Here is a 12,871-nt window from a genome sequence, read left to right on the forward strand (position 1 = left end):
TTCGAACATGAAAGCAAGAAATATGCCTTAGTCCTCCCTTCTCCCGTGCGAACGGGAGAAGGTGGCTTGGCGACGCCGGGTCGGATGAGGGCGACCTCAGCGCCGAGCCGGCCCTCATCCGGCTGCCGGCCACCTTCTCCCGCTCACGCGGGAGAAGGGAACGGTTCGGCTACGCTTACGCCGCGCCGCCGCACTTGCCCGTCTTCACGTTGAAGTTGCCGCAGCTCATCGGGCTGCGCCAATCACCGATCAGGTCCTTGGAGCCTTCGAGGTAGGGCGACCATTCCTGCGCCACGACGAGGCCGGGCGTCTGCCACACGGTGTTCATCTGGCCGTCGGCCTGGATCTCACCAATATAGACGGGCTTGGTGATGTGGTGGTTCGGCATCACGGTCGAGTAGCCGCCCGAGAGGTTCGGCACCGAGACGCCGATCAGCGCGTCGATCACCGGATCGGCCTTGAACGTGCCTGCCTTCTCGACCGCCTTCACCCAGGCGTTGAAGCCGATGTAATGGGCTTCCATCGGGTCGTTGGTGGTGCGGGTCGGCTTCTTGGTGAAGGCATGCCACTTGTCGATGAAGGCCTTGTTCTCGGGCGTGTCGATCGACATGAAGTAGTTCCAGGCCGTCAGGTGGCCGACGAGGGGCTTTGTGTCCATGCCGGCGAGTTCTTCCTCGCCGACCGAGAAGGCCACGACCGGGATGTCGGTCGCCTTCAGACCCTGGTTGCCGAGTTCCTTGTAGAACGGCACGTTGGCGTCGCCGTTGATGGTGGAGACCACGGCGGTCTTCTTGCCGGCCGAACCGAACTTCTTGATGTCGGACACGATCGTCTGCCAGTCGGAATGACCGAACGGCGTGTAGTTGATCATGATGTCTTCGGACGCCACGCCCTTCAGCTTCAGATAGGCTTCGAGGATCTTGTTCGTGGTGCGCGGATAGACATAGTCCGTGCCGGCCAGCACCCAGCGCTTCACGTTGCCGCCGTCGCCGCTCATCAGGTAGTCGACGGCCGGAATGGCCTGCTGGTTCGGTGCGGCGCCCGTGTAGAACACGTTGCGCTGGCATTCCTCGCCCTCGTACTGGACGGGATAGAACAGGATCGAGTCGAGCTCTTGGAAGACCGGCAGCACCGACTTGCGCGACACCGAGGTCCAGCACCCGAAGGTCGCGACCGCGCCATCCTTGGAGATCAGCTCGCGGGCCTTTTCGGCGAAGAGCGGCCAGTTGGAGGCTGGGTCGACCACCACGGCTTCGAGCTTCTTGCCGAGCACGCCGCCCTTCTTGTTCTGCTCGTCGATGAGCATCAGCATGACGTCCTTGAGGGTCGTCTCGGAGATCGCCATCGTGCCCGACAGCGAATGCAGCACGCCGACCTTCACGGTCTCGTCGGCCGCAAAGGCCGCGCGCGACAGGCCGCCCATCGTCAGGGCTCCGGCAGCAGCCGTCGCGCCCAGCAGCGCCTGACGGCGATTCATCACGAAGCGATCCATGCTCTTCCCTCTTCCCCGGTTTACCGATCCGAAACCAGACCGCGCCTTTGTCGGAAGAAAGGGGAGGCACGAACATACGTCGTTTGACGTACCGGCCCCGCTTACGGTCGAACGGCGGGCAAGCGACGCACCTATAGGTTGCATTTTGAGGCTCGCCGCGCCAAGCTGACGCGCCTACCATGAACAGCCCGGCCATCACCCTCGTCAGCGTTCTTGCGTGGCTCCTCCTCTCGGGCTTGGGGGGCGCCGTCGCCGAGCCTGGAAGCGTTCTCGGCTTCGGCTATTGCCCGCCACCCGTGATCCCGAGTTGCATCGAACGGAGCGCAAGGACGCGAAGTCGGCGTGACATCGACGGCTGCAACAGGGACGTGCTTCGATTCACTCAGACGCTGGGCACCTATCGCACCTGCCTGACCCGTGAAAGCGAGCGCGCCATCGGCACCGGCAACGATGCGATCGCCCGCTTCCGTTGTCTCGCCCAGCATGGGCGCACCTGCCGGCCGGGCACCGACGGGATTTCGGCAACGGAACGGTAACCCTGTTCGCCTAGCGTGCCTTGACGGCGGGACTTCCCCCGCAAAGGCCTGACATGGCAGATATTCTGACTTTTCCACGCAATGCCGTCGCGCGTTCGAGGCGCTACCTGCCAGCCAAGATCATCGGGATAAAATCCGGGATCACGGTGCGCATCCTGTCGCGGATCGGCAGCCCGCACGACCTGCTCGTCGTGCTCGACGGCACGGCGGACGGCACCACCACGGTCGCGGCCGCTCCGGCCGGTGAAATGGCGGTGGCCGAGGTGATCGCCCATTCGGTGCTCGCCGCGCTCGACGTGGCCGAAACCACCTGGAAGGCGCAGGAGGTGGCCTGGAGCCGGTAGGGGGTGGATCTGGGCCTCGGGTCACGCCGGATGGGGCGTGTTTCGCCCAATCGTAGCCGTTAACTCGATCGGCACACGATCCCGAAGCCAGCCTTTCGAGTTGCTCGCTGCATTCCGATTGTGAAGGTCCAACGGGCAGCCTCGGCAAAAAAGTTTACCCGCGCCTTGCGCGGGCACGCGCCGCGAGCGTGCCCCTCTCCGTTGAACCTTCCCGGTCAGGACGAGCCTATCGTGATCCGAAGCGTACTTTTGCCGCTTCGGTAACGGGCATGAACAGGCTGACGATCGTACCTTCGGGGTCGCGAAATTGGAACGAGCGGTTACCCCAGGGCAGCAGCTTGGGCTCATGCACCAGCTCAACCTTATCCTTTAAGCGAGCAAACAGGACATCCACGTCGGCGACCATGAATTCCAGGATCGCCGTTCGGTTCGCGCCAGGCTCGGCGCTTCCCCCGCTGAAGATCGCAACCGTCTCGGCGCTGCCGATGGCCAATGTCGCGGCGGGCGTGACGATCTCGGCGAACTGCGGAGCGAGCCAGTCGGCGGTTTGGCCCATCACCAACTCATAGAAGGTAACCATTGCCTTGATGTCGGCGGCGATCAGGCGGGTGGAGGCGAACTTCATCACCAAAGGTCCTTTGCGAAACGGTTGGGCTTGTGTCGAAGAGGCTTGTCGCACACCGCTGCTGCCAGCGCTCTGTCAGCAGGAATCAGGAGCCGATGCGTCGCGCCGATCGCCTCTTCCAGATTATTCAGATCCTTCGACGGTCGACCCTGCCGGTGACGGGAGCCGCTTTGGCGGCCGAGCTGGAGGTCTCCACGCGGACCGTGTACCGCGATGTCGCAGACCTGATGGCACAAAGGGTGCCGATCACGGGCGAGGCCGGCCTCGGCTATCTAATGTCCGCCGACTACGACATGCCGCCGCTGATGCTGACACCCGCCGAGTTGGAAGCCATCGTCCTCGGCACTCAGTGGGTCGTCGGACGAGGTGATCCGCTGCTCTCTCCCGCTGCCCGTGACGTTCTTGTCAAGATTGCGACAGCCGTGCCCACCCACCTGAGGCCGTTCATCGCGGAACCCAGCACCTCCACTGAGCCGCCCCTCACTCCCATCCGGGAGGTTGTGGCAACCGCGAGCCTGCGGGACGCCATCCGCAGGAGGCTGAAGCTGCGTCTCCTCTATTGCGCCGAACACGGCGACCGGTCCGAGCGTACGGTATGGCCTATCGTGCTCGGCTACTCGGACACTCGGCGCATCCTGATTGCATGGTGCGAGCAGCGACAGGCCTTCCGCCATTTCCGCACTGATCGGATGGAGGCTGCTGAACTCCTGGAGGAGCCGATCGGTGAACCACGAGGCCAGTTACTTCGGCGTTGGGAGGCATGGCGATCAGTAGATTTAGCGGAGAGGGGGCGGAATGGCTGAGTCCATTCAATTCTCAGACCAACTGCCTGGATCGGTTGAGGACTTTACCGCTTCTCACTTCGAATCGGGAGAGCCAGGCGCGCGAGGCAGTGGCGGCTATACCCATGCCGCCGCCCGACTACCCGCCATGGGCAAAGACCTAACAGGCGGACCCGCCATTCCGGCTCTCGCGCACAGCTCCCGCGTGCTACAACGCCTCACATGCTCGCCCCCCTGAGTCTCGCTGACCGCCTACCCGTGCGGCACCCCCCCGAGGCGACCGCCCTCTCGCATCACGGTGGCAACCTGGCGGCCGCGCGGCTGCACTTTCCTGATGCGCCTGAGCCTTGGATCGACCTCTCGACCGGGATCAATCCTCTGGCCTATCCGGTCGAAGACCTGCCGGCCGCGATCTGGCGCCGGCTGCCGGATGCGGCGGCGCAGCGACAGTTGGAGATCGTCGCGGGGAAAAGCTTCGACGTGCCCGCGTCGGTCGAGGTCGTGGCCGCGCCCGGCACGCAGTCGCTGATCCAAATTCTTCCCCGCCTGCTCCCGGCCCGCCGTGTGGCGATCCTGGGGTTCGGTTACCAGGAACATCCAGCATCCTGGCGGGCGGCAGGGGCAGAAGTTGTGGTGGTGGATGACCTCCGCCACCTTGAAGAGGCGGATGTCGCTGTCGTGGTCAATCCCAACAATCCCGATGGCCGGCACGTCGCCCCGGCCGACCTCGTGGCTCTGTCGCTTCGCTTGGCGCAGCGGGGCGGCACGCTCGTGGTGGATGAGGCCTTCATGGATGTGCATGAGCCGGAAGCCAGCCTGCTGCCCTATCTGCCGCCGGAGGGCGCCGTCGTGCTGCGCTCCTTCGGCAAGTTCTTCGGCCTTGGCGGTTTGCGTCTCGGTTTCGCGGTCGCAAACCCCGCACTCGCCGCTGCGATTCGGGCGCAATTGGGCGCCTGGGCCGTGTCGGGACCCGCGATCGCGATCGGCACCCGCGCGCTGGGCGATCGGGCGTGGCAGGCCGAGACACGGGTCGCGCTTCATGCTGCGGCGTCGCGGCTCGACCGATGTCTGGCAGCCGCCGGGTTCGCGGTGGTCGGGGGCACCTGCCTGTTCCGGCTGACCGCTCGTCCCGATGCCGCCGCGTGGTTCGGGCGGCTCGGACGGGCCGGCATTCTGGTGCGGCCTTTCGCGGCGGAGCCGACCTGGCTGCGCTTTGGCTTGCCGGCCGACGAGGCTGGCTGGGCGCGGCTTGACACGGTTCTCCGCCCTTGACCCCTCACGCCGACCCGGAGGCGGCCCCCGAGGGGACGCCGCTACGTCGCGGCTGGACGACCGGGACTTGCGCGGCGGCGGCCAGCCGCGCCGCCTTCGAGGCCCTGCTGGGCTTGGAGCCGGAAGATCCCGTCCCGGTTCTGCTGCCGGGCGGCCAGCGCCCGAGTTTCGCGCTCGCCCGGCTCGAACGCGGCCCGGATGAGGCGCGGGCCGCCATCGTCAAGGATGCGGGAGACGATCCCGACGTCACCCATGGGGCGCTCGTCCTGGCGCGCGTGCGGTTCGGCGCGCCGGGAAGCGGCGTGGTGTTCCGGGCCGGTCCCGGCGTCGGCACCGTGACGCTGCCGGGACTGCCACTGCCGCCAGGTGAGCCTGCCATCAATCCCGTGCCGCGCGCCATGATCCGCGCGGCCCTCGCCGAGGTGGCTTCCGCATGCGGCGTGCCGGCGGATGTCGTGGTGGAAATCGGCGTCGAGGACGGCGAGCGGATCGCGCTGCGCACCATGAATGCCCGTCTCGGCATTCTGGGGGGCCTGTCGATCCTGGGCACGACCGGCATCGTCGTGCCCTATTCCTGCGGCGCCTGGATCGCCACGATCCACCGCGGCCTCGATGTGGCGCGCGCCGCCGGGCTCGACCATGTGGCCGGGGCAACGGGCAGCACCTCCGAGGCGGCCGTCCGGGCGCTGTACGGATTGCCCGAGCAGGCCTTGATCGACATGGGCGACTTCGTGGGCGGGATGCTGAAATATATCCGTCGCTATCCCGTCGCCCGCGTCACGATCGCGGGTGGCTTCGCCAAAATGTGCAAGCTCGGCCAAGGCTTGCTCGATCTCCATTCCCGGCGCGACGCGGTGGATTTCGACTGGCTCGCGGCCCGTCTCGGCGAGGCGGGCGGGTCCCGGGCCCAGGTCGAGGCGGCGCGATGTGCCAATACGGCACTGGAAGTGCTGGGCTCCGCTGCCGCAACGGGCGTGCCGCTTCCCGCCCTCGTGGCATCCGCGGCCCGGCGGACGGCACTTAGCGCCCTGGGTTCGGCCGATGTCGCGCTCGATGTCGCGGTCTTCGACCGCGAGGGAGCGTTGCTTGCGACGGCTGAAAGTTGACCCCCCTGGCCGGGAGCCTGGCGTTGCGAACCGGCGCCTGAAACCCATCCCGCTCAATCAAGCGTCCGGTCGCTCCGAATGCATTGGTCACGAATTTGCTCCTGACCGGCAAACGGCTTTCACCGCTGTGCAGAAACGGGACTCTCGATGCTGGAACGTAGAACCGACCAAAGAAACCGGACCTACCTGGGCGGCCGAATTCTGTTCAATCACCGCAGCAACAGCCTGGATTGTCTGGTGAGGAACATGTCCCCAAATGGCGCGAAGATCGTCTTCTCAGGTTCAGTGGTCGTCCCGAGCGAGTTCGAGCTCAGCGTCAATCTGAAGGGAGAAAGCGTGCCCGCTCGGGTTCAGTGGCGAACCGAAACCGAAGCCGGACTCGTCTTTTTGCGTGCCGATCGCGGCACGGTCGTCTCGATCGATACCGCACGGCGGATCAGGCAGTTGGAAGCGGATCGAGCGATGCTGGCGCGTCGCGTCGCGCAACTCAGCGAGCCGATGTGATCGATGGGACGGGGCGGCTATGGTGAAATGGATCGCATCCTTCATCGTCAATCGGCTTTTGATCGCGGCCTTCCTCTGGTTTGTCGTGACGACCTGTGCTCGAACGAGTTGCCAATACGGCGGTTCGAGCCAGCCGGATCTCGGGAAACTCATGTCGACGTTTCGTGACATCATGGCCGCACTCCAATAGCGGCTCTTTCAATTCGGGTCGCGTCCGGCCCCCGCGAGACGTCGCGTCCAGATCGACGCCGATCGTCCGATTGGCCCATGCCACACAGGCAGGGTTCTTGCTAAGACCATTCCAGCGCTGAGGAGTGGTGGATGCTGGCGGCCTATCTGGTGGAATGGGGCAGTTTGTTGCTGCGTTGGCTGCACGTGGTCACGGCGATCGCCTGGATCGGCGCCTCGTTCTTTTTCATGCATCTCGACGCGAGCCTTCGGAAGACGCCGACCATCGCCAAGGGCGGCGTCGCCTGGGAGGTGCATGGTGGCGGCTTCTACGAGATGCGCAAGTATCTGGTGGCACCCGACGAGATGCCGGCCGAACTCACCTGGCACAAGTGGCAATCCTACTGGACCTGGATCTCGGGTTTTTCGCTGCTGGTCTGGATTTACTATGGGCAGTCGAGCCTCTACCTGATCAACCCGGAGGTCATGCCGCTCCAACCCTGGCAGGCGGTGTTGTGCGGCGTCGGCGGCCTGGCGCTCGGTTGGCTGTTCTATGACAACGCCTGCAAGATCCTGGTGGGCAAGCAGGACATGCTGCTGGCCGGCCTTGTCTTCGTCTTCGTCGTGGCCATGAGCTGGGTCTGGTCGCACCTGTTTTCCGGCCGTGGGGCGCTCATTCACACTGGCGCCCTGATGGCCACGATGATGACCGGCAATGTGTTCCTGAACATCATCCCCAATCAGAGGAAGGTCGTGGCGGACCTGATCGCGGGGCGCGCGCCCAATCCCGAATTCGGCAAGCAGGCGAAGCAGCGTTCCACGCACAACAATTACTTCACGCTGCCCGTCTTGTTCATGATGATATCGAACCATTACCCGACCACCTATGCCAATGCGGCCACGATCCCGCTCACGGTCACGTTGGTGATCGTCGCGGGTGCGCTGGTGCGGCATTTCTACAATGTCCGGCATAGTCTCCACGGCAACAACTGGGCGTCGCCCTGGTGGGCTTGGGCGGTCGCGACCCTGGCGATGTTCGCGGCTTTCTACGTCGGCATGGCGGCGAGCCCGAGCGGACGTGAGCGGCTGGGGCTCCCGCCTGCCGCAGAGACCGTTGACCCTGGCAAGAAAGCCGATGCGGCCCCGGCGGCCGTGCGCCGGGGCGCGTTCGAACTGCCGCCGCAAAAGGTCATCGACGTGATCTCGACACGCTGTTCCATGTGTCATGCGGCCGAGCCCGTGTTTGAGGGCCTCCAGATCCCCCCGAAGAACATCCGCTTCGACACGCCCGAGGAGATCGGGCGCGAGGCCGCCGCCATCAGGGTTCAGGCCGTGATGAGCCACGCCATGCCGCCGAACAACATCACCGAGATGACGCCGGGGGAGCGGGCGGTGTTGGCGGCGTGGCTGCTGCCAGGCGGATAATCGGGCCTGCCTAAGCCGCGACGCCCGTTGCGAGATCGCGCAGCGCGTCGATGAGGACTTCGACCGCCACATCCGCATCCGCCGCCGTGATCGACTCGGCCGGGTTGTGGCTGATGCCGCCCGCACAACGCACGAACAGCATGCCGATCGGGCAGAGCTTGACCATGGCGAGACCGTCGTGACCGGCGCCGCTCGGCAGGTGCAGGACCCGCAAACCCTGCCGCTCGACCGCCCGCGCCAATGTGGCTTGTAGTTCTGGCGCGCAGGGTGCGGCGGCGGCCTCATAGAAGGGCGTGAAGGTGAGGCCGACGTCACGTCGGGCCGCGCAGGCCTCCAGGGCGCTTTGCAACCGGGCCAGCGCCGCGAGACGCGCGGCATCGCTGGGGCTACGCAAATCGATCGTGAAGCTCACGGCGCTGGGAATGACGTTCACGGCCCCGGGCTTCACCTCGACCCGCCCGACAGTCGCCACGATCTCCGGGTCGTCGAGCGCCAGCGCTTCAACCATCCCGACCATTTCGGCGGCGGCCACGAGGGCGTCCCGGCGCAGGTTCATCGGCACCGTTCCGGCATGGCCCGCGACGCCGGTCACATCGACCTGCACCCGGCTCGCGCCCGCGATAGCCGTCACGACGCCGACCGGCAGGCCTTCGTGTTCGAGGACCGGCCCCTGCTCGATGTGCACTTCGAGATAGCCGAACATCTCGGCCGGTCGGCGCGCCAGCGCCGCGATCCGGGCCGGGTCGCCGCCGAAGCGGCGCAGGGCGTCGCGCATCGTGACGCCAGCCTGGTCGCGGCCGTCGAGCGCCGAGGGGTCGAAGATGCCCGCGACCGCGCGCGAGCCGGTCAATGTCTGGGGGAACCGCACCCCCTCTTCGTCCCCGAACGCGATGATCTCGACCGCGAAGGGCAGCTTTTCGCCGCGCCGCATCAGCGCCGACATGGCCTCGATCGCGACCACCACACCGAGGTTGCCGTCATAGCGACCGGCATTGCGGATCGTGTCGATATGCGAGCCGAGAATCAGGGTTTTGGCACCGGGGCGTGTGGCCTGGACGCGGCCCACCACGTTGCCGACCGCATCGACCGAGGCCAGAATGCCGGCCTCCGTCATCCAGGCTGCCACGGCGCTTGCAGCGGCCTTGTGCTCCGGGGTGAGGTAGAGGCGCGTCAGCGCGACCGGCTCACTCGAGAAATCCGCCAGCGCATCGATCCGGGCCATCACGCGACGGCCCGCGGTGTCGTTCCTCTCGTTCAACTCGCTCAAACCCTGTGGTCCTCCGCTTCGTCCCGCGCCATGGCCGTGGCGCGCGAGCGCCCTAGCTTCTCCGGCAGCAGCATACGAGGAGCTCACATGACCACTACAACGACGCCATCCGGTCTCCAGATCGAGGAAGTCACGGAAGGCAACGGGCCCGAAGCCAAGGCCGGCGCTTCGGTCAAAGTGCACTACACGGGCTGGCTTACCGACGGCAAGAAGTTCGATTCCTCGAAAGACCGGGGGCAACCCTTCGGGTTCAAGCTCGGGGGCGGTCAGGTGATCCGGGGCTGGGACGAGGGTGTGGCCGGCATGAAGGTCGGCGGTGTCCGCAAGCTGACGATCCCGCCCGAATTGGGATATGGCGCACGCGGCGCTGGCGGGGTGATCCCGCCGAACGCCACGCTCCTCTTCGAAGTCGAGCTTCTCGGCGTCTGAGGCCGGTTCAGCCTGTCTGCTGCACGGCCGACAGGCACCAGGGCCCACCATCGTCGCGGCGGAACGTCCACAATTCCGTCGCCTCGACGGGGCGAGCCGGATCGCCCTCGACCACGCGGCCCGTCGTGCGATCCACAAGCACGTCGCGGCTGGCAAAGCGCATCGCGACGGTCGCGAAATCGGTGCGCCCTTCCCGCCAGGCCTCGGCGAGATCACCTTGCACAAGCCGCACGTCGGCAAGATCGTTGCGCAGATTGCGGCGCCTGTTGTCTTCCAGCTCCCCGCCGAGCTTGCGCAGCAGCTCTGGGGTTACCAACCGGCCAAGGGCAGTCATATCCTCACGCCCATAGGCATATTGGATATCGGACAAGCTGCGTTCGAAGGCCGTGAAATCGGCCGGCGTGACCGTGATCGGGCTTTGTGCCTGCGACGAGCCGCCTCCGCCGAGGCCACCCAGCCCCACTCCGCCGAGCGGCGCCCGACCCATTGGCCCTGACGGACCCGCATAGGCGGTCGAGCGGTTGCGGAAGAAGCTGAAGGCGAAGCGGACCACCAGCACGATCAGAGCGATCTGCAGCAGAAATCCGAACAACGACATGATGCCGCCAAGCCCGCCGAAGAAGCCGTGGCCCGTCAGCATGCCGAGGACGCCCGCGCCCAGGAGACCGGCCGCAAGTCCGCTGCCGAAACCGAACCGGCGCGGTTGGCCGAAGGTCCCGGGGTTCATGCCCGGCGCTCCGTAGCGCGGCATCTCCGTTCCTTGAATCGGGGAGGCCGGGCGCGGCGCCGTCGCGGTCGACGGTGGCATGCTGAAGGTGCGTGCGCCACGCGAGCCGAAGCTCGATCCGCTGCCCATGCGGGCATCGGCCGTGGAGACCCCGGCGGAGGCCACCAGCATGGCCGAAAGACAAAGCGCGACAGCGCTTCGCAAGACGGTGCCGCGGGGAGTCGAAATCAAAGGTGTCATGGCCTTGGTCACAAAGCGGTCAACTTGCCGCCGAGATCGATATGGTGAGGAACGATCCTGCCCTGCAAGGGCCCATAGATGTAGCTTTCGTAAGCAAGTGCCCGCCCGCTGCAGGGCCGTATCCTGATGCGAAACGCATTTAATTCGACTGCAGCGCCACATGGGTTCCGAGCCCGACCAGCACGCTTCCGCCCATGCGACGCATCCATCGCTGGGCCGAACCCGATCGGCGCAACCTCGCCGCGATCCGCGCCGCGAGCAGGACGCAGACGATGTCCGCGAGGGAGAAGATCAGGTTGACGAGAACCCCGAAGGCGCCGAGCTGCAGCCAGATCGGTGCCCCGGCCGACCTGTCGACGAATTGGGGCAGGAACGCCATGAAGAACAGGGCGGTCTTGGGGTTGAGCGTCTCGACGGCAGCACTCTCGAGAAAGGCCCGTCGCGCCGTCTTCATCGCGACGCCCGCCACGGCGACATCGGCATTCGATTCGGCACGGAACATTTGAATGCCGAGGTGGATCAGATAGACCGCGCCGGCAAACTTGACTGCGATGTAGAGCGGCGGAACGGCGCGAAACAGGACGGACAGGCCTGCGGCAGCCGCGATCACGTGTGCGTAGCCGCCCATGTGGATGCCGAGGGCTGCCATGAGGCCCGCTCTGCGCCCTCCTGCCATGGTACGCGCCGCCGCGTAGAGCATCGCTGGACCCGGGATGCAGGCGAAGATGCATGTCGTGACCAGAAAGGCCGCGAAAGTCTCGATGGGCGGCATGTTCTTGGTCCCTCAGCCGGAACGGCGTGGCATCCCCCGGCCATAGGGGATTTCCGCCTCGAAGGGAACGCGCGCGGCGACGAGCGATGCTCGTGTGAGGCGGAGGACCTTTTTGACGCCGAACGCCCGGGGCGACTATACGAGGGTTGAGGCATGGGTCGGATGCAGATGACATCGAAGTTTTTGGGCGTGCGGGTCTGCGCGCTCGCCGCGGTCGTGGCTTTGTCCACGATCGGTGGGACAGTGCTCGGGGCGGACCTCAGCCAGCCTGCGTTGCCGACCTTCGCCCTTGAGGCGCCCCCGACCGAACCTTCGCCATGGACCGGGCTCTATGTCGGGACCGAAGTCTTCGCCATCACGGGTAGCAAGGGCGTGCGGGGCGGTTTCGGCGGCGGCGGCTATGTTGGCTACGATCGCGAACTCGCCAACAATTGGGTGGTCGGCGTGCAAGCCGGTGCCGGTTATTCGCCGAGTGTCTTCAACCGGGCCTATCGCGGCTTCAACTATGCCGATCTCGAAGCCCGCGTCGGCTACGACATGGGCCGGCTCATGCCCTTCGTGACGATCGGTGGGGTGGTGGCACGCCCCAACGGTCGCGCACTTACCGGTGTGAGTGACACCAACGGCGCCTTGAACGATCTGTTCAATACCAATGGCGATCTGCGTGGCTTCGGAACGATCGGGGCTGGCTTTGCCTACAAGGTGACCCCGAACACCACCGTCGAGCTCTCCGTGCAAGCCTACCATGGCAATGGACTCGTTGCGCCTTAAGGCTTGGACTTGACCCTTGAGCCAAGTGTCTTGAGGGCAAAACGCGAGCCGCAAGCCGCTATTTGGTGCGAGCGCCCGCCGAGCGGCCGCAGTCATGCGTCACGAACAGTTGATTAAATTCCGCAAAGGCGACCCTAATCAGCAGAAGGGTCTCAACCCTTCGTTAACGTCACCGGGTTTCATTGGGGGTGACGTAGAGAAAGGAGGTCCGGGCTCTAAATGCAACGCTTCATGGAGGGGGTAACATGTTTGCAGATCGAAATTTATGCGGCTGGTGTCCCCAGCCGAGCAACAATTTAGAATTTCTTGAAGCAAGATTTCAGAACGGATTGTGTGTAATTACCCAGGCCATTTGGAGGCTGGTCAGGCGCTGACGGTCTGGAGAATGACCTGAAAGGCGTTGGTGCCGGG

14 protein-coding genes are annotated in these 12,871 nt (G+C 65.5%); 9 read left to right on the forward strand and 5 right to left on the reverse strand.

What is annotated here, in order from left to right; translation table 11 throughout:
* Window positions 1–175: 175 nt before the first annotated feature.
* Entirely contained in the window at window positions 176–1,477 is a 1,302-nt protein-coding gene (gene urtA, locus M8523_RS31765) for an urea ABC transporter substrate-binding protein (protein ID WP_428351757.1), read from the reverse strand.
* A gap of 194 nt (window positions 1,478–1,671) precedes the next feature.
* Here urtA and M8523_RS31770 point away from each other — a divergent pair, with 194 nt between their 5' ends.
* Both M8523_RS31770 and M8523_RS31775 read left to right on the forward strand, forming a co-directional pair.
* On the forward strand, window positions 1,672–2,028 hold the full coding sequence (locus M8523_RS31770; RefSeq protein WP_282588854.1) for a hypothetical protein: 357 nt from the start codon (window positions 1,672–1,674) through the stop codon (window positions 2,026–2,028).
* A 53-nt stretch (window positions 2,029–2,081) separates the two neighbouring features.
* Window positions 2,082–2,372, forward strand: a complete 291-nt coding sequence (locus M8523_RS31775; RefSeq protein WP_282588855.1) for a hypothetical protein — start codon at window positions 2,082–2,084, stop codon at window positions 2,370–2,372.
* A 226-nt stretch (window positions 2,373–2,598) separates the two neighbouring features.
* On the opposite strand, the gene M8523_RS31780 is transcribed toward M8523_RS31775, so the two are convergent.
* Window positions 2,599–2,997, reverse strand: a complete 399-nt coding sequence (locus tag M8523_RS31780) for a VOC family protein (protein ID WP_282588856.1) — start codon at window positions 2,995–2,997, stop codon at window positions 2,599–2,601.
* 95 nt (window positions 2,998–3,092) lie between these two features.
* Between M8523_RS31780 and M8523_RS31785 the strand changes: the two genes are divergently transcribed.
* The 5 genes from M8523_RS31785 (at window position 3,093) to M8523_RS31805 (ending at window position 8,254) form a co-directional block, all read left to right on the forward strand.
* Window positions 3,093–3,800, forward strand: coding sequence for a helix-turn-helix transcriptional regulator (locus M8523_RS31785; RefSeq protein WP_282588857.1), 708 nt, complete (start codon window positions 3,093–3,095; stop codon window positions 3,798–3,800).
* Window positions 3,801–4,001: 201 nt separating this feature from the next.
* The gene (cobD, locus tag M8523_RS31790; RefSeq protein ID WP_282588858.1) at window positions 4,002–5,051 is read left to right on the forward strand and encodes a threonine-phosphate decarboxylase CobD; all 1,050 of its coding nucleotides are present in this window, start codon (window positions 4,002–4,004) and stop codon (window positions 5,049–5,051) included.
* Window positions 5,048–6,157: a cobalt-precorrin-5B (C(1))-methyltransferase gene (locus M8523_RS31795; RefSeq protein ID WP_282588859.1), complete on the forward strand. Its 1,110-nt coding sequence runs from the start codon at window positions 5,048–5,050 to the stop codon at window positions 6,155–6,157. Before cobD ends, M8523_RS31795 begins: the two co-directional genes overlap by 4 nt.
* 147 nt (window positions 6,158–6,304) lie before the next feature.
* Complete coding sequence (locus M8523_RS31800) at window positions 6,305–6,661, forward strand: PilZ domain-containing protein (protein WP_282588860.1); 357 nt, start codon at window positions 6,305–6,307, stop codon at window positions 6,659–6,661.
* Window positions 6,662–6,985: 324 nt separating this feature from the next.
* Window positions 6,986–8,254 carry a urate hydroxylase PuuD gene (locus tag M8523_RS31805; RefSeq protein WP_282588867.1) on the forward strand — a complete coding sequence of 423 codons (1,269 nt, stop codon included), beginning with the start codon at window positions 6,986–6,988 and terminating at the stop codon, window positions 8,252–8,254.
* A 10-nt stretch (window positions 8,255–8,264) separates the two neighbouring features.
* Here the strand turns inward: M8523_RS31805 and M8523_RS31810 are convergent, their stop codons facing one another.
* A complete protein-coding gene (locus M8523_RS31810; RefSeq protein WP_282588861.1) occupies window positions 8,265–9,521 on the reverse strand; it encodes an allantoate amidohydrolase in 1,257 nt (418 codons plus the stop codon).
* Between the two features lie 87 nt (window positions 9,522–9,608).
* Between M8523_RS31810 and M8523_RS31815 the strand changes: the two genes are divergently transcribed.
* Window positions 9,609–9,950, forward strand: coding sequence for an FKBP-type peptidyl-prolyl cis-trans isomerase (locus tag M8523_RS31815; protein ID WP_282588862.1), 342 nt, complete (start codon window positions 9,609–9,611; stop codon window positions 9,948–9,950).
* Window positions 9,951–9,957: 7 nt separating this feature from the next.
* On the opposite strand, the gene M8523_RS31820 is transcribed toward M8523_RS31815, so the two are convergent.
* Together M8523_RS31820 and M8523_RS31825 are read right to left on the reverse strand one after the other, a co-directional pair.
* Window positions 9,958–10,917, reverse strand: coding sequence for a TIM44-like domain-containing protein (locus M8523_RS31820; RefSeq protein ID WP_282588863.1), 960 nt, complete (start codon window positions 10,915–10,917; stop codon window positions 9,958–9,960).
* A 139-nt stretch (window positions 10,918–11,056) separates the two neighbouring features.
* Window positions 11,057–11,689: a LysE family translocator gene (locus tag M8523_RS31825; protein WP_282588864.1), complete on the reverse strand. Its 633-nt coding sequence runs from the start codon at window positions 11,687–11,689 to the stop codon at window positions 11,057–11,059.
* Window positions 11,690–11,857: 168 nt separating this feature from the next.
* On the opposite strand from M8523_RS31825, the gene M8523_RS31830 reads away from it, so the two are divergent.
* Window positions 11,858–12,460, forward strand: coding sequence for an outer membrane protein (locus tag M8523_RS31830; protein ID WP_282588865.1), 603 nt, complete (start codon window positions 11,858–11,860; stop codon window positions 12,458–12,460).
* Window positions 12,461–12,871: the final 411 nt, after the last annotated feature.

This window comes from Lichenifustis flavocetrariae, from assembly GCF_026130545.1.
GTDB lineage: Bacteria > Pseudomonadota > Alphaproteobacteria > Rhizobiales > Beijerinckiaceae > Lichenihabitans > Lichenihabitans flavocetrariae.

Excerpts from the sequence above, each read along its gene's own strand:
- cobD (WP_282588858.1), top strand. The coding sequence starts at position 4,002 with ATGCTCGCCCCCCTGAGTCTCGCTGACCGCCTACCCGTGCGGCACCCC.
- M8523_RS31770 (WP_282588854.1), top strand. The coding sequence starts at position 1,672 with ATGAACAGCCCGGCCATCACCCTCGTCAGCGTTCTTGCGTGGCTCCTC.
- M8523_RS31780 (WP_282588856.1), bottom strand. The coding sequence starts at position 2,997 with ATGAAGTTCGCCTCCACCCGCCTGATCGCCGCCGACATCAAGGCAATG.
- M8523_RS31785 (WP_282588857.1), top strand. The coding sequence starts at position 3,093 with ATGCGTCGCGCCGATCGCCTCTTCCAGATTATTCAGATCCTTCGACGG.
- M8523_RS31775 (WP_282588855.1), top strand. The coding sequence starts at position 2,082 with ATGGCAGATATTCTGACTTTTCCACGCAATGCCGTCGCGCGTTCGAGG.
- M8523_RS31820 (WP_282588863.1), bottom strand. The coding sequence starts at position 10,917 with ATGACACCTTTGATTTCGACTCCCCGCGGCACCGTCTTGCGAAGCGCT.
- M8523_RS31800 (WP_282588860.1), top strand. The coding sequence starts at position 6,305 with ATGCTGGAACGTAGAACCGACCAAAGAAACCGGACCTACCTGGGCGGC.
- M8523_RS31815 (WP_282588862.1), top strand. The coding sequence starts at position 9,609 with ATGACCACTACAACGACGCCATCCGGTCTCCAGATCGAGGAAGTCACG.
- M8523_RS31825 (WP_282588864.1), bottom strand. The coding sequence starts at position 11,689 with ATGCCGCCCATCGAGACTTTCGCGGCCTTTCTGGTCACGACATGCATC.
- M8523_RS31830 (WP_282588865.1), top strand. The coding sequence starts at position 11,858 with ATGACATCGAAGTTTTTGGGCGTGCGGGTCTGCGCGCTCGCCGCGGTC.
- urtA (WP_428351757.1), bottom strand. The coding sequence starts at position 1,477 with ATGAATCGCCGTCAGGCGCTGCTGGGCGCGACGGCTGCTGCCGGAGCC.